The sequence below is a fragment of the Streptomyces sp. NPDC013187 genome (assembly GCF_042899705.1).
GTDB classification, from domain to species: Bacteria; Actinomycetota; Actinomycetes; order Streptomycetales; family Streptomycetaceae; genus Streptomyces; species Streptomyces hawaiiensis_A.
This window is the reverse complement of the sequence record NZ_JBIBAF010000010.1, coordinates 111272-135112: the sequence shown is the minus strand read 5'-3', so window position 1 is coordinate 135112 and position 23841 is coordinate 111272. Positions and strand designations below refer to the sequence as shown.

General features: G+C 70.7%; 19 protein-coding genes and 2 pseudogenes. 6 read left to right on the top strand and 15 right to left on the bottom strand.

Going from position 1 to position 23841, the window contains the following annotated elements:
• Positions 1-41 precede the first annotated feature (41 nt).
• On the top strand, positions 42-2192 hold the full coding sequence (locus ACFY5B_RS22475) for a SpoIIE family protein phosphatase (protein ID WP_389971842.1): 2151 nt from the start codon (positions 42-44) through the stop codon (positions 2190-2192).
• 83 nt (positions 2193-2275) lie between these two features.
• Here the strand turns inward: ACFY5B_RS22475 and ACFY5B_RS22470 are convergent, their stop codons facing one another.
• Complete coding sequence (locus ACFY5B_RS22470) at positions 2276-3463, bottom strand: type III polyketide synthase (RefSeq protein WP_389971840.1); 1188 nt, start codon at positions 3461-3463, stop codon at positions 2276-2278.
• Positions 3464-3807: 344 nt separating this feature from the next.
• Positions 3808-4692 (bottom strand): NAD-dependent protein deacetylase, encoded by an 885-nt coding sequence (locus tag ACFY5B_RS22465; RefSeq protein WP_389971838.1) that lies wholly within the window; start codon positions 4690-4692, stop codon positions 3808-3810.
• 537 nt (positions 4693-5229) lie between these two features.
• Between ACFY5B_RS22465 and ACFY5B_RS22460 the strand changes: the two genes are divergently transcribed.
• The gene (locus ACFY5B_RS22460) at positions 5230-5508 is read left to right on the top strand and encodes a GlsB/YeaQ/YmgE family stress response membrane protein (RefSeq protein WP_389971836.1); all 279 of its coding nucleotides are present in this window, start codon (positions 5230-5232) and stop codon (positions 5506-5508) included.
• A gap of 77 nt (positions 5509-5585) precedes the next feature.
• Here the strand turns inward: ACFY5B_RS22460 and ACFY5B_RS22455 are convergent, their stop codons facing one another.
• From ACFY5B_RS22455 to ACFY5B_RS22405, 11 genes are all read right to left on the bottom strand, one after another.
• Positions 5586-6170: a hypothetical protein gene (locus ACFY5B_RS22455; RefSeq protein WP_389971834.1), complete on the bottom strand. Its 585-nt coding sequence runs from the start codon at positions 6168-6170 to the stop codon at positions 5586-5588.
• 20 nt (positions 6171-6190) lie between these two features.
• Positions 6191-7012, bottom strand: a complete 822-nt coding sequence (locus tag ACFY5B_RS22450; RefSeq protein ID WP_389971833.1) for an endo alpha-1,4 polygalactosaminidase — start codon at positions 7010-7012, stop codon at positions 6191-6193.
• Positions 7009-7671 carry a spherulation-specific family 4 protein gene (locus tag ACFY5B_RS22445; RefSeq protein WP_389971831.1) on the bottom strand — a complete coding sequence of 221 codons (663 nt, stop codon included), beginning with the start codon at positions 7669-7671 and terminating at the stop codon, positions 7009-7011. Before ACFY5B_RS22445 ends, ACFY5B_RS22450 begins: the two co-directional genes overlap by 4 nt.
• Complete coding sequence (locus tag ACFY5B_RS22440; protein ID WP_389971829.1) at positions 7668-8570, bottom strand: NAD-dependent epimerase/dehydratase family protein; 903 nt, start codon at positions 8568-8570, stop codon at positions 7668-7670. Before ACFY5B_RS22440 ends, ACFY5B_RS22445 begins: the two co-directional genes overlap by 4 nt.
• Before the next feature lie 7 nt (positions 8571-8577).
• Positions 8578-9291: an NDP-sugar synthase gene (locus tag ACFY5B_RS22435; RefSeq protein WP_389971827.1), complete on the bottom strand. Its 714-nt coding sequence runs from the start codon at positions 9289-9291 to the stop codon at positions 8578-8580.
• Positions 9292-9359: 68 nt separating this feature from the next.
• A complete protein-coding gene (locus ACFY5B_RS22430) occupies positions 9360-10361 on the bottom strand; it encodes a GDP-mannose 4,6-dehydratase (protein ID WP_389971826.1) in 1002 nt (333 codons plus the stop codon).
• Positions 10362-10408: 47 nt separating this feature from the next.
• The gene (locus tag ACFY5B_RS22425; protein ID WP_389971824.1) at positions 10409-11827 is read right to left on the bottom strand and encodes a hypothetical protein; all 1419 of its coding nucleotides are present in this window, start codon (positions 11825-11827) and stop codon (positions 10409-10411) included.
• Positions 11824-13344, bottom strand: a complete 1521-nt coding sequence (gene pelF, locus ACFY5B_RS22420) for a GT4 family glycosyltransferase PelF (protein ID WP_389971822.1) — start codon at positions 13342-13344, stop codon at positions 11824-11826. Before pelF ends, ACFY5B_RS22425 begins: the two co-directional genes overlap by 4 nt.
• 97 nt (positions 13345-13441) lie before the next feature.
• Positions 13442-15571, bottom strand: coding sequence for a hypothetical protein (locus ACFY5B_RS22415; RefSeq protein ID WP_389971820.1), 2130 nt, complete (start codon positions 15569-15571; stop codon positions 13442-13444).
• A gap of 399 nt (positions 15572-15970) precedes the next feature.
• Entirely contained in the window at positions 15971-16480 is a 510-nt protein-coding gene (locus ACFY5B_RS22410) for a hypothetical protein (protein ID WP_389971818.1), read from the bottom strand.
• A 328-nt stretch (positions 16481-16808) separates the two neighbouring features.
• Positions 16809-17297 (bottom strand): TetR/AcrR family transcriptional regulator, encoded by a 489-nt coding sequence (locus ACFY5B_RS22405; RefSeq protein ID WP_389972195.1) that lies wholly within the window; start codon positions 17295-17297, stop codon positions 16809-16811.
• Between the two features lie 259 nt (positions 17298-17556).
• Between ACFY5B_RS22405 and msrA the strand changes: the two genes are divergently transcribed.
• The 3 genes and pseudogenes from msrA (at position 17557) to ACFY5B_RS22390 (ending at position 19568) form a co-directional block, all read left to right on the top strand.
• Positions 17557-18066, top strand: coding sequence for a peptide-methionine (S)-S-oxide reductase MsrA (msrA, locus tag ACFY5B_RS22400; protein ID WP_389971816.1), 510 nt, complete (start codon positions 17557-17559; stop codon positions 18064-18066).
• 155 nt (positions 18067-18221) lie between these two features.
• A pseudogene (locus ACFY5B_RS22395) lies at positions 18222-19272 on the top strand (aldehyde dehydrogenase family protein).
• A 104-nt stretch (positions 19273-19376) separates the two neighbouring features.
• Positions 19377-19568 (top strand): hypothetical protein, encoded by a 192-nt coding sequence (locus ACFY5B_RS22390; protein ID WP_389972193.1) that lies wholly within the window; start codon positions 19377-19379, stop codon positions 19566-19568.
• Positions 19569-19699: 131 nt separating this feature from the next.
• On the opposite strand, the pseudogene ACFY5B_RS22385 reads toward ACFY5B_RS22390, so the two are convergent.
• Positions 19700-20200, bottom strand: a pseudogene (locus ACFY5B_RS22385) (ATP-binding cassette domain-containing protein); the annotation flags it as partial.
• A 421-nt stretch (positions 20201-20621) separates the two neighbouring features.
• On the opposite strand from ACFY5B_RS22385, the gene rph reads away from it, so the two are divergent.
• Entirely contained in the window at positions 20622-23228 is a 2607-nt protein-coding gene (rph, locus tag ACFY5B_RS22380) for a rifamycin-inactivating phosphotransferase (protein ID WP_389971814.1), read from the top strand.
• A 120-nt stretch (positions 23229-23348) separates the two neighbouring features.
• Here the strand turns inward: rph and ACFY5B_RS22375 are convergent, their stop codons facing one another.
• Positions 23349-23816 carry a MarR family transcriptional regulator gene (locus ACFY5B_RS22375; RefSeq protein WP_389971812.1) on the bottom strand — a complete coding sequence of 156 codons (468 nt, stop codon included), beginning with the start codon at positions 23814-23816 and terminating at the stop codon, positions 23349-23351.
• Positions 23817-23841: the final 25 nt, after the last annotated feature.

Genomic DNA, 23841 nt, shown 5'->3' with positions numbered 1-23841 from the left:
AAAGCCCCGGCAACCGCGCCGGGGATTGCTGAGAGAGCCGCATGGACTCCACACCCTCGCCCTCGTCCTCCTCGGCGTTCGAGCTGGTCAGCCGCGCCCTTGGCCGCTACATCCCCCAGGGTGGTGCGTCGGCGGCCGACGCGCGGGGGGAGCGTGCCGCCCGTCAGCGGGTTCCCGACCCTCCGGCGGCCGGACAGCAGGAGCAGATCCTCGGCGCGGTCAACCTCGACACAGATCTGATCATCACCCGCTGCAACCTCGACGCCCCGGTGTTCGCGGGCCTGGAGGCGGGCGCCGGGAAGCCGTTCGTCGATCTCCTCCCTCCGGGCGACGTCCCGACGGTCACCCGCAGGCTGCGACAGGTCGTGGAGAGCGGTGAGGCGCACGTCGCCCGGATTCAGCGGCTGAGGCGCGGCGACGGATCCGAGCTGGTCGTGTCGATGAGCATCCTGCCCGCCGCGTCGCCGGAGGATGGCCTGACCGTCTCCCTGATCGCCATGGCCAGGCGGCTGCACCTCTACGCCGCCGAGACAGCGATCGGCACCTCGCTGGACATCGGAGAGACCGCGCAGTCGCTGGCGGAGTCCCTGCTGGCCTGGGGAGACGTCGCCGCCGTCGACCTCGACTTCGCCGTGTGGACGGGCGAGGGAGTCACCGGCAAGGCCCAGGGGCGTATCCACCTCCGGCGCGCGGCCCTGGTCCCGGACCGGGTGTGGCCCGAGGGCTACATGACCCCGGGCGACGATCTTCCCGGCGACGCGAGCCGGCTGCTGGCGCAGGCGGTCCTGCGGGACGATGCTCCGCAGACCATCGTCATCCCCGACCGCCAGGCGGTCGAGCGGGTCTTCGGCAGCCCCCGGGTGGTACGTGCCCTGGTGCCCGGCGGCCGGTCGGCGGGCGTGGCGTGCATCCCCTTGGTCCTGGACGGCGCGCCGCCCGTCGTACTGGGCGTGGCGGAGGTGTGGCGGCGGGCGGACTGCCCCTTCCGCGACAGCGAGCTGTTCGACCTGCAGGAACTGGTGGCCAGAACCGCCCACCACGTCGACCTGGCCCGCCAGCATCAGCGCGAACACACCCAGGTGCTGGCCCTGCAGCGCCGGCTCCTGCCCCGGTCCGGCGGCGACACCATCGAGATCGCCAGCGTCTACCAGCCCGCCACCCCCGACAGCGCCGGCGTCGGCGGCGACTGGGTGAACAGTTTCCCGCTGCCCGACGGCCGTACCGCCCTGGTGGTCGGCGACGTCGTCGGGCACGGACTGGGAGCCGCCGCGACCATGGGGCAGCTGAGCATGGAGGCCCGCGCGCTGCTGTCCGCGGGGCTCGCGCCCGACCAGGTGCTGGAGCACCTGGACGAGACCGTGACCCTGCTGGACGACGCGGAGTCAGGGCTGGCGGCCGGCTACAGCGCCCTGGGATCGACCTGCTGCATCGCCCTGTACGACCCGGTGGGCCACCACGTGACGCTGTCCAGCGCCGGGCATCTCCCCCCGGTCCTGGTCTCCCCGGACGGTCACGCGGGGGCGCTCGCAATCCGCCCTCACCCCGGCCTGGGCGCCGAGTTCGCGCTGCGCGAGCCGTTCGACGTGTACACCATCGGCGTACCTCCGGGCTCCATGCTCGCCCTGTACACCGACGGGCTGGTGGAGGATCCCGCACTCTCGATCGACGAGGGCATCGACCGGCTGGCGGACGTCGTCTCCACGGTCCACCCCTGGGACGCCCTGCAGCAGACGGCACGGGACGTCGTCTCCGCGCTGGCGCCCGCGCCCCAGCGCGACGACGTGACCCTGCTGCTCGCACGGATGATCGGCTACCGCAAGGGGGACACGGCGACCTGGCGGCTGCCCGCCCGCAGCGATGCCCCCGCCCATGCCCGGGAGCGGGTCGCCGCGCTGCTGAGGCAGTGGGGCACCAGGGACGACACCATGGACAGGACGCTGCTGCTGGTCAGCGAGCTGGTCACGAACGCCGTGCGCTTCGCCACCGGACCCGTCACGGTACGGCTGATCAGGTCCGGTCACGGCCTGCTGTGCGAGGTGGGCGACACCGGCAACGGCAGGCCACGCCTGAGGCGCGGCGACCTGCTCGACAACGGCGGTCGTGGCCTGAGCATCGTGCACCGGCTGACCACCCGGTGGGGGGTGCGGTGGACGGACAACGGGAAGGTCGTCTGGGCGGAGGTCGCGAGGTGACGCGGCCGGCCTAGGGGAGTGCGGCGAAGGTCAGGCGTGCGCCCCGGCCCCCGCCGACCGAGCGGACGACCCTCTCCGGCGCACTAGAGCCACTGCCCCTCCAGGGCGGTCGCGGTCAGTCCCGGTGCCGCCGCGTACAGAACCGCGCGATGCCCCGCCTTCAGCTGTCCCGCGTCATGGGCCCGCCGCAGGATGTCGAACACCGCCGCGCCTCCGCGGTTGCCGCTGGTGTAGCTGTCCCGGCTGTAGTCCAGCAGCCCCGACGGCCATCCGTCGGGCATCGTCTGCTCCATGTACTCCAGCACGCGGGTCCCACCGGGGTGCGCGAGCAGTACGTCGGGGTGCCAGGAGTCGGGGTCGTTCTGGTACCGGGTGCGCAGCCACTCCCACATCGCGGTGACCGTCTCCTGTACGGCACGCGGCCCACGCCGGTCCATCACGAAGTGGGTGCCGTCCGCGCGTGTCTCCAGACGGTGCAGGTCCTGGGTGCCGGGCAGGGTGTGGTGCCAGGCCGCGTCCAGCCGCAGCACCGACTCGGGCCTCTGGCGGCCCGTGACCACCGCGGCGACCGCGGTGTCCGCGAACAGCAGCCGGACGATCAAGGACTCGAGCGTGTCGTCCCCGGGCTGGTAGGTGGTGCTCAGCGCCTCCGAGATGACGACCAGCACCACCCGGTCGGGGTCCGCGGCGACCAGCTCAGCCGCCAGTGCCAGGGAGCGCGTCCCCGCGATGCACGCCCACTGTGTCGCCGGGAGCAGCAGCGTGTCGCCGCGGAGCGACAGCCTGTTGGCCAGGGCGACGTCCAGGCCCGGCAGCGCCGGGGTGGTGGAGTGACTGGTGATCAGGCAGTCGACGTCCGCGGCATCCAGCCCGGCTGTCTGCAGCGCCCCGCGCGCCGCACGCTCTCCGTAGGACTGCACGGCCTCCCAGGCAGGCGCCGTGCGCTCCTGGACGGTCTGCGGGGCGGGTACGGACTCCAGGGCGGCGATCACGCGGTCCACGTCCTGCTGTGCGAACCCCTCGCGTGCAAGCGCCTCTTGGGCCGGCTCGATGCCCACAGCGTGCAGAGAGCCGCCCTCGCCGGGCGCGACGGCGGTCTCCAGCGGCAGCATCCAGCCGCGGGTCTCGATGCCCGTACTGGCGGCGATGCCCTCGATCCGCGGCGCCCACGCCGCATGCGGGTGCCGGTCGCTCACCTCCGCCACGATCTGGCTGGTCTTCACGGCGTGCTCGCCGTGTATCACGGCTGGCGGGCAGAGGTAAGCGACCATGAGGGGGCACCTTCCGGGGGGTTACGGGGAGAATGTGGGCAGCGCTGTGTCATGGGTCACTTTGTGAATTCGCGCCCAAGAGATCGCGGATGAGCCCCACTTCACGGGGGGTCATCCGTTTCGAGCATGGACGCCAAAGGGACATTTCCGCTGTGATGCAGACAACTAAGGCGGACTTTGGTCGGTGTGACACGGCCCACGCCGTCGAGTTGGTACTCGGCCGCGCCCCGGGCCGCGAGCTGCCGTCCGGCTACCGGACGGGCTCCGGCTTGCGGCTGAAGTGGCGCAGGAGCAGGGGCTGTTCAATCTCCTGGGGCGCGTCGGCCGAGGACGGTCTGCGACGCTCAGTCGACGGGAATGCCCAGCCGCAGCGAGGCGGAGCTCAGAGCTGCGCCCAACGGGAGAGAAACCCTGGTGAGGGCGAGGTGGTCGCCGCGGGTCTGATCCCGGTTGACGATGAGTACCGGCTTCCCGGCCAGAGCCGCTTGGCGGACGAAGCGGAGTCCGGACATCACGGTCAGCGAGGAGCCCAGGACCAGCAGGGAGGTCGCCGCCCGGACCAACTCGCGGCAGTGCTCGACTCGCTGCGGCGGGACGGATTCGCCGAAGAACACGACGTCCGGTTTGAGGATGCCGCCGCATTCCGCGCAGGGGACCACGCGGAAGCCCGCGACCTGGTCGTCCGTGAGATCGGCGTCCCCGTCGGGGTTGATTCCCGCGGCCACGGGCTCGAACCCCGGGTTCGCCTCCTCGAGCCGCGCCGCGAGTTCGCGGCGCGGGACGTAGGCGCCGCAGGAAAGACAGACCACCCGGGCCAGGGTTCCGTGCAGCTCCACGACGTCCTCGCTGCCGGCGGCTTGGTGCAGGCCGTCCACGTTCTGGGTGACGACACCCGCGAGGAGGCCGTGCCGTCCGAAGGCCGCCACGGCCCGGTGCCCGGCATTGGGGCGGGCACCGCCGAAGGTGCGCCAGCCGAGGTGGCTGCGTGCCCAGTACCGGCGCCGGGCCTGGGCGGCGGCGGTGAAGTCCTGGTAGGTCATCGGAGTGTGCCGGCTGAGGCTCCCTCCCTCGCCCCGGTAGTCGGGGATACCCGATTCCGTGGAGATGCCCGCGCCGCTGAGCACCAGTACTCCGCCGTTGCGCAGCGCATCCACGACCGGCTCGAGATCCGTGGTGCCCGGCGGCAGGTCCTCGGCAGGGGTCCAGCTCAAGGTGGGACGCATGCGCATGCCGTCAGGGTACGGAACGGCAGCCCGGCAAAGCGTTCACCTTCACTTCATTGCAACGAGGTGGATGGCTCCGTTGCGTTAAGCGGCACGAAACGCAACGGAGCTTTCCGTCATTGGAAATGAAGCCACACGCGAATCCCGGCCCGGCACCCCCTCACGCGAGCAGGAGCAGGAGCAGGAGATGACCGAAGAGCAACAACACCTCCCCGAACCAGAAGCACTGGGCCGGGATGGTGCCGGTCGAGGACACGGCCCTGGCCGTCACCGACTCGGGCGGACCCGGCCCCCACGGGTCTGGCCCCGCGCATGACTCCCGACGAACAGGCGAACAGCGGCATCGAGCTCGGCAAGCGGTCCCGCGAGCGTGAGTTGGGACCCGTGCGCGACGGCATCACCGTCCCGGTGCGGTACGCCGTCGCTGAACCCGTTCCGCATCAGGGCCGACAGAGGCGATATCAGAAGGAGACGTTTGACCGGGCGCGATCGGCGTACCCGATGACTTAACAGAATCCTTATACGAGGAAGCGGAGACGCACCATGGGCATCATTGCTTGGATCATCATCGGGCTCCTCGCCGGCGCCATCGCCAAGGCCCTGATGCCGGGCAAGGACCCCGGCGGCATCATCATCACGATGCTCATCGGTATCGTCGGCGGTCTGCTCGGCGGCTGGCTCGGCAAGGTCATCTTCGGCGTGGACTCCATCGACGGGTTCTTCGAGCTCTCCACGTGGATCGCCGCGATCGTCGGCTCCCTCATCCTGCTCGCCCTCTACCGCGTCGTCACCGGCAACCGGCACTCGCATCGGCACGCCTGACCCCGTAGAAGGCGAACGCCTCTGAACACATTCCGACGGCTCCTTCCTCTCACGAGGGAGGAGCCGTCGAGCTTTGCTCAGTCGTTGGCAGCCCCGTACTGCAGGCCTCCCTCTCGCGGAAGCAGGTATCCGATCGAGCGCTCCTCGGGCAGCCTGCCCGCCAGCCTCGCCGCATCGGTGCACCCGGAAACCTCCCAGCCGATCACGCCGAGGCTGAAGCGCACCCGATCGAAGACCGCCCTCCCGATGGCCGCGAGCCAGTCGTCCATGACGGCAGACCTGAAGAAGGGCCGGCCGTCCCAGTGGGCGATCCCCGCGTTGTCCAGTGCACCATCGGGGATGTAGAAGTCCAGCCAGTCGCTGCTGTCGTCACCTCCGCGTATCGACACGCAACCGCACACGGCCAGTTGGCCGGTGGGCAAGCGCACCTGACCATGAAGGTGGCCGTACTCCGTGAGGGAGGCAACCGTGCACGGCACCGGCTCCTGCTCGTCGGGCTCACGATCGGTGAACGCGTAGCAGCCCCGCACATCCGCTGCGGACCACACAGCGCTCAGCAGCGCCTGTATGTCGGCGTCAGCAGTCGATCCGACCTCGATGGCCAGTTCGTAGTAACCGCCGGACCAGTTCGACTGGTCACGGAATGCAGCAGGATTCGACATGCTCTGATCATGCAACATGCTCAGCAGGAGCTCCGCCACACCCCGAGTTCCGGTTTCTTCCGCATCGACGACAACCCCAGTCGGCGGGACTCGGCACAGAAAGCGCTCCGCGGCTCCGCGTACTCCACATGGAACACCGCCTTGCCCGCCGCGATGAACGGGGAGAGCTCGCCGCACTCGTCGAACTGGGCGCACTCCTCGTTGACCGCGAAGTCGAAATCATCCACGAGCTGCGGAATTTGGGGGAGGTCGTTCTTCAGCCCCACCGACAGCCCCCGCTCATGGGCGAGGGCCGCGATCATCCGGTTGTACCTGAGCTGGTCGCGTGCGGTCAGCGGAAAGCCGGTGTCATTTCCGTAGCCCTCCACCAGATCCGGTTCCACCGCGTCGAAGCCCTTGTCGCGGCACATGTCGAAGCGGCGTTCCATGATCGGCCGCAGCACGGTCAGCTGCCGGATGTCCAGCCACCGCTCGCCCGACCACCCGTTGGGCTCGCCGAGCACCGAGCGAGGGAAAGCGTCCCGGTCCGGCCGGAAGTCCTCCCATGCGCCGACGTTGACGTAACAGATGACCTTCCTTCCCGCGCGGTGCAGCCGTGCCACGTCCGCCGCGGAGTTCTCGAAGCCGTCGATGTCGTAGACCGGCACGTCGGCCGACGCGTCCACCCTGCCGTCGAGTTGCCACTGCCAGGCGAGGCCCGGACGGGGCTTCCACACGGCCCGAGCGGGTGACGCCGTACCGTGCCCGTCGGCGGGCCGCTCGGCGCTGCCGGAACAGCCCGTCAGCGCCGCGGCCCCCACAGCGGTCAGCAGAGCCGCGCACCACATCGCCGGCCTGCTCATCGCCCCGCCCCGGTGAGCGCGGGTGTCAACCGGTCCCAGGGGTTGGGTGGTTCACCCGTCACCGGACCGCAGACCGCCGCTCCGCGTTCGTGCGCGGTGCGAACGGCGAGGGGAACGAGGGCCTCGGGCACGCCGTAGACGAGGTGGCACAGCCGCTCGGGTGAGTGCCGTGCGGCCCAAGCCGGCCGGCTGAAGGCCGAGACGTACGTCGACCAGTGGCCCTCGAAGGTGACGGTCAGGTCGGCGAGGCGGGCGTACCCCGGCGCAGGATGGACCCCGGGGTTGAGGACGACCGTCCCCGCACCCAGCCTGCGCACCGCCCGCACCAGCCTGCGGCAGGCCGGCAGTCCGTCCGCGGTCGCCGTCACCCGGTCCAGGAAACAGCCGTCCGCCTCGTACCACTCCCGGTGCCGGCGCACGTCCTCGGCGACGTCCGCCGGCTCGCGCACCCCGTAGTCGGTGTCGACGTAACCGAGCAGACGAGCTCCCGCGGCCCGCAGCGCACCCGCCGCCGCGGTGAACGCCGGGTCGGGCACTTCGCCCGGCCCGCTCGCCGGGTTGAGGACGACACCGTAGGTGCGGGTCGCGGCGGTGATCAGCCGGTGCCAGGCACCAGGGTCCTCGGCCGGATGGACGTACAGCGGAATCAGCAGGCTCACGGCGTGCGGCCACCTTCCCACAGGGCGGTCAGCGCGTCGTCGAGGGAGTGCGCCGGACGCCAGCCGAGGGCCTGCCCGGCGGCGGTGATGTCGGAACACTGCCACGACACCTGCGCGGAACGGGCCGAGCCCGCCGCACTCGCGGTGCTCTCCTCGATCCGGCCCCGGAAGCCGGCGAGCGCGGCCATCCTGCGCACCAGGTCGCGCACCGGGACGGCCCCGCCCCCGCCGATGTTGAGCACCGGGGGCAACGGGCCCGGGGCCGTGGCCGCGAGCACCGCCGCCCGCGCCACATCGCGCACGTCGACGAAGTCCCGACAGGCGGACAGGTCGCCGAGCCGCAGCACCGCCTCCGGGCCGGAGCCCGCCTCGCGCAGCAGTGCGGCGATCCGGCCGGGCAGTCCGGAGGGCGGCGCTCCGGGCCCCACCGGATTGCCCACCCGCAGTACCACCGCGTCCAAGCCGGAGGCGGTCACCGCGACCGTGCCCGCGAGCTTGGTCGCACCATAGGGACCGACCGGGCGGGTCGGCGCCGACTCCGTCACCGGGACGTCGGGCGTGCCCGGGCCGTACTCGGCGGCCGAGCCGAGGTGCACCAGGCGCGCCGCGGGCGCCGCCTCACTCAGGGCGGCGCACAGCACCGCGGGACCGCGGGTGTTGACCTCGGCCAGGGTGACGGCGTCACCGCCGGTCGCGCCCGCGCAGTTGACGACGGTGTCGGGCGCGGCCGACGCGAGGGCCTTCGCCAGCCGCTCCGGACGGACACGGGCCAGATCGACGTCGACGTCGGCGGCGGGCGACCGGCCACCGCCGATCACCAGCGCGCCCGGCAGGGCGCGCAGCCGCTCGGCGACATGAGTGCCGAGATAGCCGGTGAAGCCCAGGACGAGAATGCGCATGACGTGCTCAGGCTCCCTTGAGCAGCAGTGACTTGCGGGTGGTGAACTCGGCGTTGGCCCGGTCGTAGTCGTCCGGGCGTCCGATGTCCAGCCAGTACCCGTCGAAATCGTACGCGTGCGGCTGGTTGCCGGTCTTGAGCAGGTCGAGCACCAACTCGTCGAAACCGAGCGGGAGTCCGGCCGTGTAACCGTCAAGGGTGCTGCGGGACAGGCCGTAGACGCCCATGGAGACCCGGTAGTCCATGCTCGGCTTCTCGGTGAACGCGACGACCCTGCTGGAGTCGGTGGTGAGCACCCCGAAGTCGATGTGCACCTTGCGAGCGTATGTGGCGATGGTCAGCGGGGCACCGGACGCGCGGTGCCGGCGCAGGACGTCGGCGTAGTCGAGGTCGGTGAGGACGTCGCCGTTCATCACCAGGAAGGTGTCGGGCAGCCGGTGGCGCAGGTTGAGCAGCGGTCCCATGGTGCCCAGCGGGCTGTCCTCGGTGGCGTAGTCGACGGTCAGGCCCCACTGAGAGCCGTCGCCGACGTAGGCGCGGATGATCTCGCCGAGGTGGCCGATGGCGATGGTGCAACTGGTGAAGCCGGCCGTGGACAGCTGGCGCAGCACGATCTCCAGGATGGCGTGCTGGTCGCCGATGGGCACGAGCGGCTTGGGCAGCGCGGTGGTGTACGGCCGCAGCCGGACGCCCTTGCCTCCCGCCAGGATCACTGCGTGCATGGGGCTCCTCCTTCGTGAACGCTTCGTGGACGTGCGCGGACGTGACGGACGAGATCCGCTGTGCGGTGTCAGATGTTGTAGATGCCGGTCTTGTACCGGGCCAGGTTGGCCGGGTCGCGGAAGAATTCCACGGTGGCCGCGAGGCCTTCCTCCAGGGTGTGCGCGGGCTGCCAGCCGGTGGCCGCGCCGAGCCGGCTCGCGTCCGCGACCAGCCGCATCACCTCGGAGTTGGCGGGGCGGATGCGGGCGGTGTCCTCGCGGACGTCGAGGGCGGTGTCCATCACCTTGCCGATCAGCGCGACCAGGTCGCCGACCGAGATCTCCCCACCGGTTCCGGCGTTGAAGGTACGGCCCACGACCCGCTCGGCGGGCGCGGTACCGACGGCGAGGAAGGCCTGCGCGGTGTCCTTGACGAAGGTGAAGTCCCGGGTGGGGCGCAGGTCGCCGAGGGTGATCGTGCGTTCTCCCGCCGCGACCTGCCCGATGACGGTGGGGATGACCGCGCGCATCGACTGGCGCGGCCCGAACGTGTTGAAGGGCCGCAGCGTGACGACCGGGGTGTCGAAACTGGCGTGGTAGCTGTCGGCCAGCCGGTCGCCGCCCGCCTTCGAAGCGGCGTACGGGGACTGGGTGTTGATGGGGTGGTCCTCGGTGATGGGCACGGTCTGCGCGGTGCCGTACGTCTCGCTGGTGGAGGTGTGCACCAGCCGCGGGGTGCCGAGGGCCCGCACGGCTTCCAGCACGTTGAGGGTGCCGGTGACGTTGGTGTCCACGTAGCTGTGCGGGGCCTGGTAGGAGTACGGGATCGCGATGAGGGCGGCCAGGTGGTAGGCGGTGTCGGCGCCGTCGAGCAGACCGCGGACGGAGCCGGGGTCCCGGACGTCCCCGAGGACGATCTCCACCTGGTCGAGGACGTCCGGGTGCAGGGTCTCCAGCCAGCCGTAGGAGGAGAAGGAGTTGTACTGCGCCATGGCCCTGACCCGGTGTCCGGAGGCGACCAGCGCCTCGGTGAGGTGCGAGCCGATGAAGCCCTCGGCCCCGGTGACGGCGGCGAGCGGTGCGGAGGTCAACTGAGTTGTCCCTTCGATGAGATGGACGGAGCGGGGAGAAGCGGGGCTCAGGCGTGCGGTGCCGGCCGGCCGAGCAGCCACAGCGCGCACGCCGACAGACACAGGGCGGCGGCGCCGCAGCCGAGCGGCAGGGCCAGGGCGGCGCCCGGTGGCAGGTGGAACAGGACGACCGCTCCCGCCCCGCCGGCCGCCGTCAGGCAGATCCCGGCCGACGACCACGCCGCCCCGAACGCCTGGAGCAGCAGCGCGGTCCACAGGACTGCCGCGAGCAGGAGCAGGGCGACGGGGTCGGCGCCGGTGAGCAGGGCAGCGGGCAGCAGCGGCGCGAGATAGGCGAGCAGGCAGAGCCCGAGGATGCCGGCCGAACGCAGCAGGAATCCGGCAGGCGTGGCGGTGGCGCGCAGCGCGGCGACCGACAGTCCGCGGTAGCGGTACAGCAGCCACTCCGCCGGCCCCATGCTCAGCGTCAGCACGATCACCGCGTACGGCTCCTCACGCCCCTCCAGCAGTACCAGCACCCCGGCGGCCAGTCCGAACAGGCCGTACGGCAGTGACCACAGCAGACGCGGCCGGGTCGCGCCGACGGCGGCCGGGACGGCGAGGGCGCCCCGCAGGACCCAGCCGGTGACGGCGAGGGTCGCGAGCAGCGCCAGCAGGGGCAGACCCGCCCGGACCACGGGGCCGGGCTCTAACCATGGCAGGACGGCCGAGCCCGCGAGGAGCGGGCTGAGCGCCGCCAGCAGCAGCCGTTCCCGGCCCAGCACCAGCAGGACACCGGCGGCCGCCAGGTACGCGGACTGCGCGGCCGCCACCAGGGTCACCGGTCCGCCGCCCGCCGGCAGCGCGGCGGCCGCCGTGGCCACCGCCGCCCCCACGGGCGCACCGGCCAGGAGGGTGCGGCCCGCCTCCCTGCGTCCGGCCGCCATCCGCAGGTGCGCGCGGTGCCCGAGTGCCTGCCCCCACGCCCACGAGACGAGTCCGGCCACGATCAGGGCGGACGCGTACCCGCCGGCGTCCCACAGGGGCGCGGTCAGCAGGTAGGCGAGACCCGGCAGGGCGAACAGCACGCCCCGCAGCAGACAGCGCACGGTGTCGGGGCGCCAGGGGTCGGTCGCCGGGGCGGGTTCGGGGAAGGTGCGCGGCACCCGCTCGTACAGGGCTGAGGCGAGCGAGAACAGGTTCGGGTGACCGTAGCGTTCGTTGATCAGGGAGGCGGACAGTCCCTCCGCCTCCAGCAGCGCGGCCACCTCGTAGGGGTGAACGGCCGGCCCTATGCGGTCGGCGAGCTCAGCGGCGAGCTCACTGACCGCCTGCTCGTCGGGTCCCCTCCGGGGGAGCCGGATGGCGAGCGTGGCGTCGTCCAGGGCCCACCGTGGCCGGCGGCGCGGCGGGCGGGTGCCGGCCAGCCGGATGGCCAGCGTGTCCTGCTCGGAGCCCCCCGGTTCGAGGGATATCGGCCCGCTCACAGGGTGAGGCTTCCGGTGCTGTGGACGGCCGGGGCGGAGATCCTGACCGTGGTGGTCATGGCCGTCGACTCCTGTTCGGGGTGGGCCAGTTCCAGATAGACGGACCGAAACGTGTCAATGGTCTGCCGGAGGGTGAACTGCTCGATGACCCGTAGCCGGGCCGCCTCACCCATGGCCCTGCGCCGCGCGGCGTCGCCGAGCAGCTCCAGGGCTGCCGTCGCCATCGCCTGCGGATCGCGCGGAGGCACCACGAGCCCGGTGTCCCCGACGGCTTCGCGTACCCCGCCCACGTCGGTGGAGACGGTCGCCCGGCCGCAGGACATGGCTTCGATGAGAGTGAAGGGGAAGCCTTCGCTGATGCTGGAGAGCATCACGACGTTCCCGGCGGCGTAGGCGTCCTTGATGTCGTCGACGCGTCCTTCGAAGGTGACGGCGTCGGCGTGTCCGAGTTCGGCGGCCAGGGCTTCGCAGCGTTCGCGGTAGGCCTCTCCGCCCCGTGGCGTCCCGCCGAACAGCCGCAGCCGTGCGTGCGGGAGCTCGGCGCGCACCAGGGCGAAGGCCCGGATGAGGGTCTCCAGGTCCTTGATGGGGTCGACACGGCCCGCCCAGCTGAGGGTGGGGGTGTCCGGTTCGGGCCCTGCGGCCGGGAACGCGGCGGGGTCGACGCCGTTGTAGACGGTACGGATCGACTCCGGGGCGGCGCCGCCCTCCTCCTCCCACAGCCGGTTGTAGCGGTTGCCGGGCGTGATCAGGGCTGCCCGGCGGTAGCTCTCCCGGGCGAGCAGCCGGAAGAACCCGAGGATCACGGCCTTCACCGGCCAGCGGTAGGGCGCGGTGCGGTAGCCGAGGTAGCGCTCCCGCAGGTAGACCCCGTGCTCGGTCAGCAGCAGCGGGACGCCGTGGCGTTCGAGGGCGGCGAGGCCGGGCAGGACGGCGACCCCGCCGCTGACCGCGTGCGCGACCCCGGTCTCGGGGGCCGGGGCGGCCAGCGGGCGCAGGGCGTGCTCCAGCAGGGCGGTCGCGGTGAGCGCGTCGTGCAGGGTCGGCTGCGCCTCGCGTACGGCGAGGCCGGGACGGGTCCACAGTGCGGCGAGGATCGCGATCGCGCGGTCTCCGCGCAGAAAGGGGCTCAGCGTCCCCTCCGAGGCGGCCCGTGCCAGCGTGTACAGGGCGGGCGCGAACCCGTCCTCGGCGTGCGGGTCGAGCAGCGCGGTCAGGAGTCGCTCGTAGGCGGCGGCGAGTCGGTTGCGGGACCTGCCCCGGGGCGGGCGTCCCTCGGGCGGGGCGCCCCACATGGGGACGGACAGCACGCCGGCGACGTGCGCGGGCAGGTCCCACACGACCGGCTCACGTCCGGTGCCGGTGACGGCGATGACGTCGAAGGCGAGGTCGGGCATGCCCTGGACGAGCTGGTCGCACCAGACGCTGACGCCTCCGTGGCTGTGCGGGTAGGTGCCTTCGGTGAGCAGGGTGACGCGCGTTGCTCCGGCATGTCGCGCGCCCTGGGGAACGGGCATCGATGTGCTCCACGGCCGAGGAGTGGGGTGGTTCGGGCCGGTCCTGGCCGCTACGGAGCGGCCGGGACCTTCGGTCGGTCTGGGGTGGATGCGCCGTTCAGCCGTCTGTGGTGTGACCCACGGGGTCGGTGACGCCCGCGGGGACACGGGTTCGCGGTGCGGTGCCGGTGGCCGGGGCGGGCTCGGCCGCCTTGCCGGTGGCCGGAGCTGAGACGGAGGCCGGCAGAGTGAGGGCGAGCGGCGTACCGGTGGCGGCCGTCCAGCCGGAGACGGCCCCGGCGTACGCCTCGCCGAACGCGGCCCCGCCGAGCGTGGTGCCGGTGGGCAGGGTCGCGGTGACCGCCAGCCCGTTCGGCGCGTCGACCGTCACCGTGGTGCCGATGCGGTAGGCGGTGATCTCCCCGGCCCGGAGTGCGGCCTGCCAGTCGGCCCGGCGCCGGAGTTCGACGCCGATGTCCTTCATCCGCGGGTTCACCACGGGCGTGTTCTCGGCGAACAGTGCCTTGTAGCCGTCCAGGACCCCGTTGAGCACGGGGTAGGCGATGCGGTCCTCGGCCAGGTTCGACTGGTGGATGAAGTGTGGCTTGGGGTCGTTGGCCAGGACGTGCCCGAGGGCGGTCCGCGTCTCCAGCGGGACGATGTGGCCGGCGTAGCCGGTGGCGGGGTTCAGCGGCGCCGGCAGACAGGTGGTGGTGGCCGGGTTGTCCTCGCAGATGCCGCTGCCGCCCTGCGCGCGGCTGGTGTAGATCCAGTTGTACTCGTCGACCTGCTCGGCGGCCCGGCCGGCGTTGTAGAAGACGTTCATCGGGTAGCGGGGCACGGTCGTGGCAGGACCGACCCGACGCTGGGCGGGCTCACGGGAGTTGTCGGAGCCGAGCCAGGCGATGTCGTTGTCGTCGAGGGCGAGCGCCAGGTTGGGGTTGTCCTCGGGCTGCTGCGGCAGCACCTTCATGCCCGAGTGCTCGCCGGTGACCAACTCGTCGTCGACCAGGGGCAGTGCGGCTCTCTCGCCCCAGACACGGTTGGTGGCGATCTCGTCGGAGATGTCGTTGCGGCTCATCCAGCGGATGCTGCCGTCGGCGTCGGTCGCGCACTTCCACGGCACGACGCTGGTGTCCTGCACACAGCCGAGGAACGGGTGCGAGTAGGTGTGATTGATCCAGCGGAACTCGCCCCGCCGTGCGATCAGCCGGTCGGCGAGCGAGTCGGCACCGTTGTTGTCCTCGCGGTGGTCGGCGCTGCCGGCGCCGTTGTAGGCGAAGTCGAAGGTGAAGTTCTCGTCGTTCTGCCAGTCGACGGCGTGGTCGACGTCGGCGGGCGTCATCCGGATGGGGTCGGGCGTCGCGTCGGGGTCCTCGCAGTCGACGTCGCCGGGGGTGCAGTTGAGCTGGCTGTTCCAGCGGTCGTCGGCGGCGAACACGTCGTCCACGTGGACGGAGAAGTAGTTCCGTGAGGCGCCCAGGTGCACCCCGCCGGTCATCCACTCCACGATGCCGCGGGCCAGAAGCCGGAACTGCTGTTGGTACTGGTTGTAGACGAAGGTGACGACCAGCTCGCGCCGACCGTCGTGCCGGTACTCGCCCACCAGCGTGCCCTTGGCCGTCTGCCCGGGGATCGCCGCCTCGACGTAGGGGGTGAAGTCGGCCCCCGCCACCGGCCTGGACAGGTAGGCGTAACTCTCCCCGATGGCCGGGTCGTTGTCCTCGAAGGGCACCGCCCCGTCGAGGTAGCCGAAGGGGCCGGACTTGCCGGCGGCGGTCACCTCCGCCCGCTTGCCGTCCATGCTGCCGGAGTAGCCCCCGTAGACCGGGTACTGCAGACCGGCTTCGGGACGCGCGTAGGTGTAGGCGTCGACCTGGGGAACGTCGTACGTCCGCTCGTACGCCGCGAGTGCCGCCATCTCGGCGGAGCCGGCCGGGAACGGGTTGTCGTTGGGCAGAACCACGGCCTGGAACTTGGCGCGCGGCCTGCCGTCGACGGTGTCCGCGAGGAAGCCGGCGTCGATCACGGCCCGGCCGGCCTGGGTGAGGTCGATGCGGGTGTACGGCGTTCCGGCCGCCGCCAGTTCGGCGGCTATCGCGTCGGTCGACGGGCCGCCGTCGCTCACCACCAGCACTCGCAGGTCGATGCGGGGCGTGGTGTCGGCGTGTGCCGCGCCGGCCGGAAGGCCCAGCGTGGCGATGAGCGCACTCACCGTGAGCACGGTGGTGCGAAAGGTCCGCTTCATGCGGTGAGGTCCCCTCCCCGGGCAGGGGTGAGCACGGCTCCTGTGGAGCGGACACCCCCTTGCGTGCCGCCGGCGTCCCCCTCAGAAGCCAGTTCGTCACGCATCCGTTCGCGTCACATAGTGATGTCTGTGTGGAGATTTCGCGGTCATGTTGCGGAACATGACGGAAAAGCGCAGGTGTCGAACGAGGTGGTTCCGAAAGCGAAACGCGCCGTTCCGTGCTGCCGGCGTGACGCCGGACCTGGTGGGTTCGAGGGCCCGGCGCGCTGGTCCGGGCCCTGTGCGGCGCACCGGCGGGCCTGGGGGGCCCGCCGGTCGGAGTGCCAGTGGTCCAGACCGGCGCCGGTACCTGGACAGCGAAACTTTCAGGTCACGGCCGCCGGCTGCCCGGACGGAGCGTCAGGAGCAGAGCACTCGGGTCACGGGCGTGTAGACCGGCCCGCCGCTGACGTTCGTGGAGTCGCTGAACTCGGCGTAGAAGTACGAGTAGAAGCCGATGTTGCCGTTGCAGCCGGAGTCGGCGGCGACGTCCAGGGTCAGGGTGACCGTGCGGCTCTGGCCGGGCGGGATGGTGGCGCCGTAGTTGCCGCCGAGGTTGGCCGGGCCGGTGCCGGAGCAGGCGGCGGGGCCGTTCGCCGTGGTCAGGCTGCACCCGGAGAAGCTGTACTTGAGGTCGGGGCGCTGGGTGGTCAGCCACGTCGGCTCGATCGTCTGGTACACGAACCAGACGTCGTAGGTGTTGTTGTTGGTGAGGGTCATCGACAGCTTGACCGAGCCGCCGGGCGTGGTGGTGGCGCTGTCGGTGGTGAAGGTCAGCTCCGCCGGCGCTGCCGCCGCACTCGCGCTGGGGGCCAGGCCGAACACGGCGAGGGCGAGGGCGAGGACGGCACCGAGGCCGAAACGTCTCATCAGGGGTGATCGCATGGCCTGGGAGGCTAGGCAGGGGCCGGGCGCACCGTCTGCCCCCTCCGGAAGGTGCGGCTCGCCACTCGGCCGGAAGTGTTCATGGAGTGAGGGAGTCGTGTGGAAAACATGGAGGCGTCATGGGGCTCGCGTTGTCCCAGGCAGTCGGTGCTTGCCGGGCCGGCTGTGCGGGCCGGACGGGGCGGGCCGCTCTCCCGGCGCGAGAAGATGACATTGGCGCATATCGGATCCACCGGACCGCTTTCTCTCCCGGGCTCGCCCTGAGATTCTCGGCCACCCGCCGGTTTCCGGCCTGCGCGCACCGGCGAAATCCTCAGGATGCTCCGAGGCCGCGCAGCAATGTGTCGACCACGACGTCCGCCGCCTGTGCGGGGCTCAGGTCGGGCAGCTGCCGGGACACGAGGTGCATGAGCTGGGGCAGCAGTGCGCTCGCCCATCCGTGGGGAAGGCCGGAGCGCAGAAGCCCCTCGTCCGTGGCGCGTTCGAGAAAGGCGTCGACTTCACGCACACAGGCGTCCCGACGGGCGCGGACGCTGTCGTCGGCGAGCATACGGGCGAGGTCGACCGGCCAGGTGCGATTGACGGCGATGATGTTCTCGACGTAGCGGTGCAAGGCGACGGTGACCGGGGCCTCGCGCAGCCGGGCGTCCGCGATGGCGTGCTCGATGGCCGCGAGGCGGGATGCGTAGATCGCGGCCAGGAGGTCGTCGCGGGAGGCGAAGCGCCGGTAGACGGTGCGCCGGTCCACGCCCGCCTCGGTGGCGATGTTCGCGATGCTCGCGCCGGGGTCGGTGGCGAGCATGCGCGCTCCGGTCGTCAGAACTGCTTCCAGGTTGCGTGCTGCGTCGGCTCTCACGCGCCGAGTCTAAGCCTGCTTTGTGGAGCCTGAGAGGCTTGACGCCTCTCTCATGTGCACCTTGATTTCCTTACTGCCACATGAATGCGTCAGGTCATGCTCATCATGCGCGGAGCGAACCGGCCGTGACAGCCGAGCTCGTCACCTGTCAAGATGGTGACTACATGCGAGTGTGGACGACTATGGGTCAGAAAGGTGATGCGCCATGAGTGATGTCGAGGAGAGGGCGCTGCTGGCGGGTGGCTGCTTCTGGGGTATGCAGGAGCTGATCCGGTCGCTCCCCGGGGTGATCCGCACCCGGGTCGGCTACAGCGGAGACAACGACAAGCCCCACGCCACCTACCGTGACCACGGCAGGCACGCGGAGTCGATCGAGATCGTGTTCGACCCGACCGCCACCGACTACCGGGCGATTCTGGAGTTCTTCTTTCAGATCCACGACCCGACCACCCGGAACCGGCAGGGCAACGACATCGGTGAGAGCTACCGGTCCGCCATCTTCTACCTCGACGCCGAGCAGCAGCGCGTCGCGCTGGACACCATCGCCGATGTCGAGGCGTCCGGCCTGTGGCCGGGCCCGGTGGTGACCGAGGTCGTGCCGGCCGGTGCCTTCTGGGAGGCCGAGCCGGAGCATCAGGACTACCTCCAGCGCTACCCGGAGGGGTACACCTGCCACTTCCCGCGCCCGAACTGGCGGCTGCCCAGGCGCGGTTGATCTTGCACGTCAGTGTGGCCGGGAGGGGCGTCGCCCTCCCGGCCACACGTTTTTATGGCGCACTTATGCGGCTTCAATCGATGTAAGCGCTACATTGAAGTGACAGATGACGGCGGCAGCGATAGTGCTCCGACTCTCCGAAGGGCGAACAGGGCATGATCACGTACGATCGGCTGTTCATCGGAGGGCCCTGGGTGGAGCCCAGCGGCCCGGAGCTCCTCGCCGTCAGGTCACCCCACGACCGATCGGTGATAGGGCACGCGGCCCAGGCGCAGCCGGCCGACGTGGACCGCGCGGTCGCGGCGGCGCGGGCTTCGTTCGATGCGGGTGCCGTTGTGGCGTACGGCCCCGCCGCGTGAGCGCATCTCCGTCCTGGGGCGGTTCAACGCCCTGCGCGAGGAGAACGCGGAGAACGTCGCGCACCTGATCTCGCTGGAGAACGGCTCGGCGGGGTGGTTCACGCGGGCCGGCCAGCCAGGCCTGAACCGGCAGGCCCGGGCCTACCTCGAGGCGGCGGCGGAGTTCGGCTGGGAGGAGACCCTGGCGCCCTCCGATCCGGCGTCCCCGGTCCGCGAGGGTGATCAGCGTCCTGCCGGCGGACCGGGAGACCGGTGAGTACCTCGTGTCGCACCGGGAGGTCGACGAGACCGCCTTTACCGGCTCGACGCGGTCCGGACGTCGCATCGCCTCGATCGCGGGTGAGCAACTCAAGCTCGTCAGCCTGGAGTTGGGAGGCAAGTCCGCCGCCATCATCCTGCCGGACGCCGATATCGAGCAGGCGGTCGCGAGCCTGAAGTTCGGCTCCCTGCTCAACAACGGCGAGTCGTGCATCGCGCAGGCCCGCGTTCTCGCCCCGCGCAGCCGCTACGAGGAGGTCGTGACCGCACTGAAGGAGCTGGTCGAGTCGCTGAAGGTGGGAGACCCCGCCGACCCCGACACCTTCATCGGCCCGATGATCCGCCCCGACCAGCAGGAGCGGGTGCGCACCTACATCCGGCTGGGCATCGAGGAGGGCGCCCGCCTGGTCACCGGCGGTCCGCACATCCCCGAAGGCCTGGAAAAGGGTAACTACGTGACGCCCACGGTCTTCGCCGATGTCGACAACTCCATGCGCAACGGGCGGGATTCAAGGCCAGCGGCATCGGGCGCGAGTACGGCGCGGTGGGTCTCGGGACGTACACCGAGCACAAGACCATCACCGTCTGACACGCTTACCCGACGTGTGTGTCACCGCCTTGACCGGTGACGCTCGGGAGGTCATGCTGTTGTTCGTTCAAGGCAACAGTGTGATTCCGAAGGGGAGACCGGTCATGGGCAGGGAACCGGCGAGCGACACCGCCGCAGCGGCACGCCAGGCGCGTTACGGCAAGCTCCCCGAACGCATCCGCTTCGCCGACATGGCCGAAGAGGTGGAGGCCGCGCCGCGTAGTGGGGTGAATACCTACGACCCCGAGGGCTCGTGGAAGAACTACTCGTGCCTCGCGCTCGACTTGGGCCTGTAGACCGGGGTTCGGCCTGGTGACGGGCCGGTGCAGCACCTGAGCACCGCGGGCGCTTCCTGCCGTGCATCTCTGCAGGGCACGGCAGGAAGCGTCACCGCTTCAGGTGGTGCCGAGCCGGCTGAGCGCGATCATCACCCGGCTCGGCGCCCCGTCCTCGCGTCACACTCATGATCCGGTTCCAGGCGCAACTCCCGGCCCTGCCAGCGTCGGCGCAGCCAGCGATCGTGGCCGGCGACCACGACCGCCCCGGGCCGTCGGTGCCCTGCGCCTCCTCCAGCTCGTCGCACAGCCGAGGGGAGAGGTGGTTGGTGGGCTCGTCGAGCAGCAGCAGGTGAGGCGGGCGGGCCACGAGCAGCGCCAGGGCCAGACGGCGGCGCCGGCCCACCGAGAGGTGCCCGACGGCTTGGTCCAAATCCATCTCGTGCAGGAGACCCAGCGAGCCGAGCGGCAACCTTCTCCGCCCGCTCCGGGCCCACTGACAGCTCATAGGTGTCCCGGACCGTGCGGTCGAGCCGTTCGAACACGGTGTCCTGAGTGAGCAGTCCCACCGTCAGTCCGGGCCGCCTGCGCACCTCGCCCGCGGGCGCAAGGCGGCCGGCGAGTACGGCGAGCAGCGTGGACTTGCCCGCCCCTTTGACAGAGAGAGCTCTGCCCTGGGCAGACGTGCGGAAAGGGGGGGTACGACGAACCGGCCACGTCGGCGGCGCTTCCTCAGCGCGTCCGGTGGCCGTCAGATCCGGGTCTCACCCGGAGATGTCGTCTTCACCCACCACGTCTGTGACTCCTCGATACAGCGTCAAGGTCACTCGCAGCGTAACGGCCGCTTCGCCGGAAACGGACACGTTCCAGCGGGGTCCGGAAAAGCACGGAGGCAAGGAGATCTCTCCTTGCCTCTCCTAACTTATAGCGCACCGGGGGGCTTGCGGCAAGGCCCGGGTTCTGCCGCAGAATCGTCGACCGAAGTCACTACCTGCGGAAACGGGGACACGAGGTGTGTGTGTCGGAGATGGGGACGTGCTCGACCATGGGTTCGGCAGAGCAGGAGGTATCGCGATGACCGAGCGGTACGTGCTGGATCTCCGGGAGGTCGACGAGACGCACCTCGCGGTCGTCGGCGGCAAGGGTGCCCACCTGGGTGCACTTGCGCGGATCGAGGGCATCGGTGTGCCGGGCGGCTTCTGCGTGACGACGGACGCCTTCCGGCGGATCATGGCGCAATCGCCGTCGATCGAGGGTCTGCTGGATCAGCTGTCGCGCTCGAGCCCGGACGACCGGGAGGCGATCGGTACGCTCAGCGCACAGATCCGCCGGGCCGTCGAAGGGATCGCCGTCCCGGACGATCTCGCGGCAGAGATCACCCGGGCCGTCGCCCGACTCGGTGAGCGAGTCGCCTGCGCTGTCCGGTCCAGCGCGACGGCGGAGGACCTGCCGACGGCCTCCTTCGCCGGCCAGCAGGACACCTACCTGAACGTCGTGGGGCCGACGGAAATCCTCCGGCATGTCAGCCGGTGCTGGGCCTCCCTCTTCACCGAGCGGGCCGTGACCTACCGTCAGCGAAACGACATCGACCACCGCATGGTCGACATGGCCGTGGTCGTGCAGCGGATGGTCTTCCCGCACGCGTCCGGCATCCTGTTCACGGCCGACCCCGTCACAGGCAACCGGAAGGTCGCCACCGTGGACGGGGGCTTCGGTCTCGGCGAGGCCCTGGTCTCGGGCCTGGTGAACCCGGATGTCTACAAAGTGCGCCACGGCGAGGTCGTCGAGCGGTCGATCGCCGCCAAACAGCGTGCCGTTCAGGCCCTGCCGGACGGCGGCGGCACGCAGCAGGTGGCGGTCGATGCGCAGCGGCAGCATGAGCCGGCGCTGACGGATGCGCAGGTCGTGCAGCTGGTTCAGCTCGGGCGGCGGATCGAGGAGCACTTCGGCCGCCCCCAGGACATCGAATGGTGCCTCGTCGACGACGGCTTCCAGATGGTTCAGAGCCGGCCGATCACCACGCTCTTCCCCATCCCCGAGACCGACGATCAGGGCAACCACGTCTACGTCTCCGTCGGCCATCAGCAGATGATGACCGACCCCATGAAGCCCCTGGGGCTCTCCGTGTGGAAGCTGACGGCCATGGCCCCGATGACCGACGCCGGCGGCAGGCTGTTCGTCGACGCCACCCGGGCCCTGTCCTCGCCCGCGAGCCGCTCCGGCCTCCTGGACCTCGTGGGGAGGGGCGATCCCCTGACCAGGGACGCGCTGGAAACCGTCCTCGACCGTGCCGACTTCGTCCCCTCGCTCCCCGACCCGGACCCAGCTCCCGGCGGACCGCGGGCCGGTGGTGCACCCAGCCCGATCGAGACCGATCCGTCCGTCGTCGCCGGGTTGATCGAGCGCAGTCAGGAGTCGCTCGCCGCCCTGAGGCGCGACATCGGCACGAAGACCGGGCCCGCTCTCTTCGATTTCCTCCGGGAGGCCTTCGAGGAGCACAAACGAGTGCTCAGCGATCCGCTGAGCATCCAGGCGATCATGGCGGGCATGGAGGCCACGTGGTGGCTCAACGACAAGCTGCAGGAATGGCTGGGGGAGAGGAACGCGGCTGACACCCTGACGTTGTCCGCCCCCGACAACATCACGTCCGAGATGGGACTGGCGCTGCTCGACGTCGCGGACGCGATCCGCCCGCATGCGCAGGTGGTGGCGTTCCTGCAGAACACCGGAGACGACGGCTTCCTGGACGAGTTGCCGAAGCTGGCGGGTGGCACCGAAGCGCGCGATGCCATCGAGGCCTACCTCGACCGGTACGGCATGCGCTGTGCCGGAGAGATCGACATCACGAGGCCCCGCTGGCGAGAGCGCCCCAGCGCGCTGGTGCCGGCGATCCTCGACAACGTCAGGAACTTCGAACCGGGTGCCGCCCTACGGCGCTTCGAGCAGGGACGACAGGAGGCGTGGAAGAAGGAACAGGACGTACTGTCACGCCTGAGGGCCCTGCCCGACGGGGAGAGCAAAGCCGACGAGACCAAGCGGATGATCGACCGGGTCCGCACCTTCATCGGGTACCGCGAGTACCCGAAGTACGGCATCGTCAGCCGCTACTTCGTCTACAAGCAAGCCCTGCTGGAGGAAGCCGACCGTCTGGTGCGGGCCGAAGTGCTCGCCGACAGGGAGGACATCTTCTACCTCACGTTCCAGGAACTCGACGACGTCGTCCGTTCGCAGCACGTGGACGGCCGGCTCGTCCAGCAGCGCAAGGAAGCGTTCCGGACGTACCACGCGCTCACACCGCCCCGGGTCCTCACATCGGAAGGGGAGACCTTCAACGGGGCGTACCGGCGCGACGACGTGCCGGCCGGTGCCCTGATCGGCCTGCCGGTTTCCGGAGGGACCGTCGAGGGGCGGGCCCGTGTCGTTCTCGACATGGCGCAAGCCGACCTCGAGGCGGGCGACATCCTGGTCACGGCCTTCACCGACCCGAGTTGGTCGCCCCTGTTCGTCGGGATCGCGGGCCTGGTGACGGAGGTGGGCGGACTGATGACCCATGGCGCGGTGATCGCACGTGAGTACGGCTTGCCGGCAGTCGTGGGCGTGAACCAGGCCACCCGGCTGATCCGAGACGGCCAGCGGATCCGAGTACACGGAAGCGACGGCTACGTCGAGATCCTGTCCTGACAGCACCACCGGACAGCGAGAGCTGCTGTTCTCCGAACCAAGTACTGGGTCTGGAAAGCCACGCCGACCGACCTGCCGCCAGTTGGCCGAGCCCGGGTACCCACCCGGGCCGTTGGTCTGTCAGGCGACCGTTCCGCCCGCATTGCGGATCAGCCGCTGGAGCACTTTCACTGTGGTGACGTAGTCCACGTCGTCGATGCCCTCGTGGAGGGCGGCGCGGATCGCGGGCGCGTTGCGCGCGAGGTCGACGCGGGCCTGTTCACCATCCTCGGTGAGCCACAGCCGGTCCTCGGCGTCCCGGGCCAGCCAGCCGCGTTCCAGGAGCACCTCGGCCTCCGCCGCCAGATCGTCCTCGGGTCGAGTGTAGGAAGTCATGGCCTTCCTCAGCTCGGGCAGCGTCATCCCCTCGCCGTTGGGTGAGATGTCGTTCACGGACAGGTTGCGCAGCAGCCAGAACTGGGGCTGGGTATAGCCCTTTTCGGCCTGCTGGGCCCGGGTGTATGCGATGAGCGCCTCGTAGGCGACACCGGTCCAGTACGCGGCGGGCTGGCCGGCCAGATCGGCGTCCAAGCTCTGTTGGGTCGTCACGGTTCCCTCCTGGTGCTTCGGTGCG

Bases quoted from the DNA above. Each gene is read 5' to 3' on its own strand.
- ACFY5B_RS22475 (WP_389971842.1), top strand. From the start codon at position 42: ATGGACTCCACACCCTCGCCCTCGTCCTCCTCGGCGTTCGAGCTGGTC.
- ACFY5B_RS22470 (WP_389971840.1), bottom strand. From the start codon at position 3,463: ATGGTCGCTTACCTCTGCCCGCCAGCCGTGATACACGGCGAGCACGCC.
- ACFY5B_RS22465 (WP_389971838.1), bottom strand. From the start codon at position 4,692: ATGCGCATGCGTCCCACCTTGAGCTGGACCCCTGCCGAGGACCTGCCG.
- ACFY5B_RS22460 (WP_389971836.1), top strand. From the start codon at position 5,230: ATGGGCATCATTGCTTGGATCATCATCGGGCTCCTCGCCGGCGCCATC.
- ACFY5B_RS22455 (WP_389971834.1), bottom strand. From the start codon at position 6,170: ATGTCGAATCCTGCTGCATTCCGTGACCAGTCGAACTGGTCCGGCGGT.
- ACFY5B_RS22450 (WP_389971833.1), bottom strand. From the start codon at position 7,012: ATGAGCAGGCCGGCGATGTGGTGCGCGGCTCTGCTGACCGCTGTGGGG.
- ACFY5B_RS22440 (WP_389971829.1), bottom strand. From the start codon at position 8,570: ATGCGCATTCTCGTCCTGGGCTTCACCGGCTATCTCGGCACTCATGTC.
- ACFY5B_RS22435 (WP_389971827.1), bottom strand. From the start codon at position 9,291: ATGCACGCAGTGATCCTGGCGGGAGGCAAGGGCGTCCGGCTGCGGCCG.
- pelF (WP_389971822.1), bottom strand. From the start codon at position 13,344: ATGCCCGTTCCCCAGGGCGCGCGACATGCCGGAGCAACGCGCGTCACC.
- ACFY5B_RS22415 (WP_389971820.1), bottom strand. From the start codon at position 15,571: ATGAAGCGGACCTTTCGCACCACCGTGCTCACGGTGAGTGCGCTCATC.
- ACFY5B_RS22410 (WP_389971818.1), bottom strand. From the start codon at position 16,480: ATGAGACGTTTCGGCCTCGGTGCCGTCCTCGCCCTCGCCCTCGCCGTG.
- ACFY5B_RS22405 (WP_389972195.1), bottom strand. From the start codon at position 17,297: ATGCTCGCCACCGACCCCGGCGCGAGCATCGCGAACATCGCCACCGAG.
- msrA (WP_389971816.1), top strand. From the start codon at position 17,557: ATGAGTGATGTCGAGGAGAGGGCGCTGCTGGCGGGTGGCTGCTTCTGG.
- ACFY5B_RS22390 (WP_389972193.1), top strand. From the start codon at position 19,377: ATGGGCAGGGAACCGGCGAGCGACACCGCCGCAGCGGCACGCCAGGCG.
- rph (WP_389971814.1), top strand. From the start codon at position 20,622: ATGACCGAGCGGTACGTGCTGGATCTCCGGGAGGTCGACGAGACGCAC.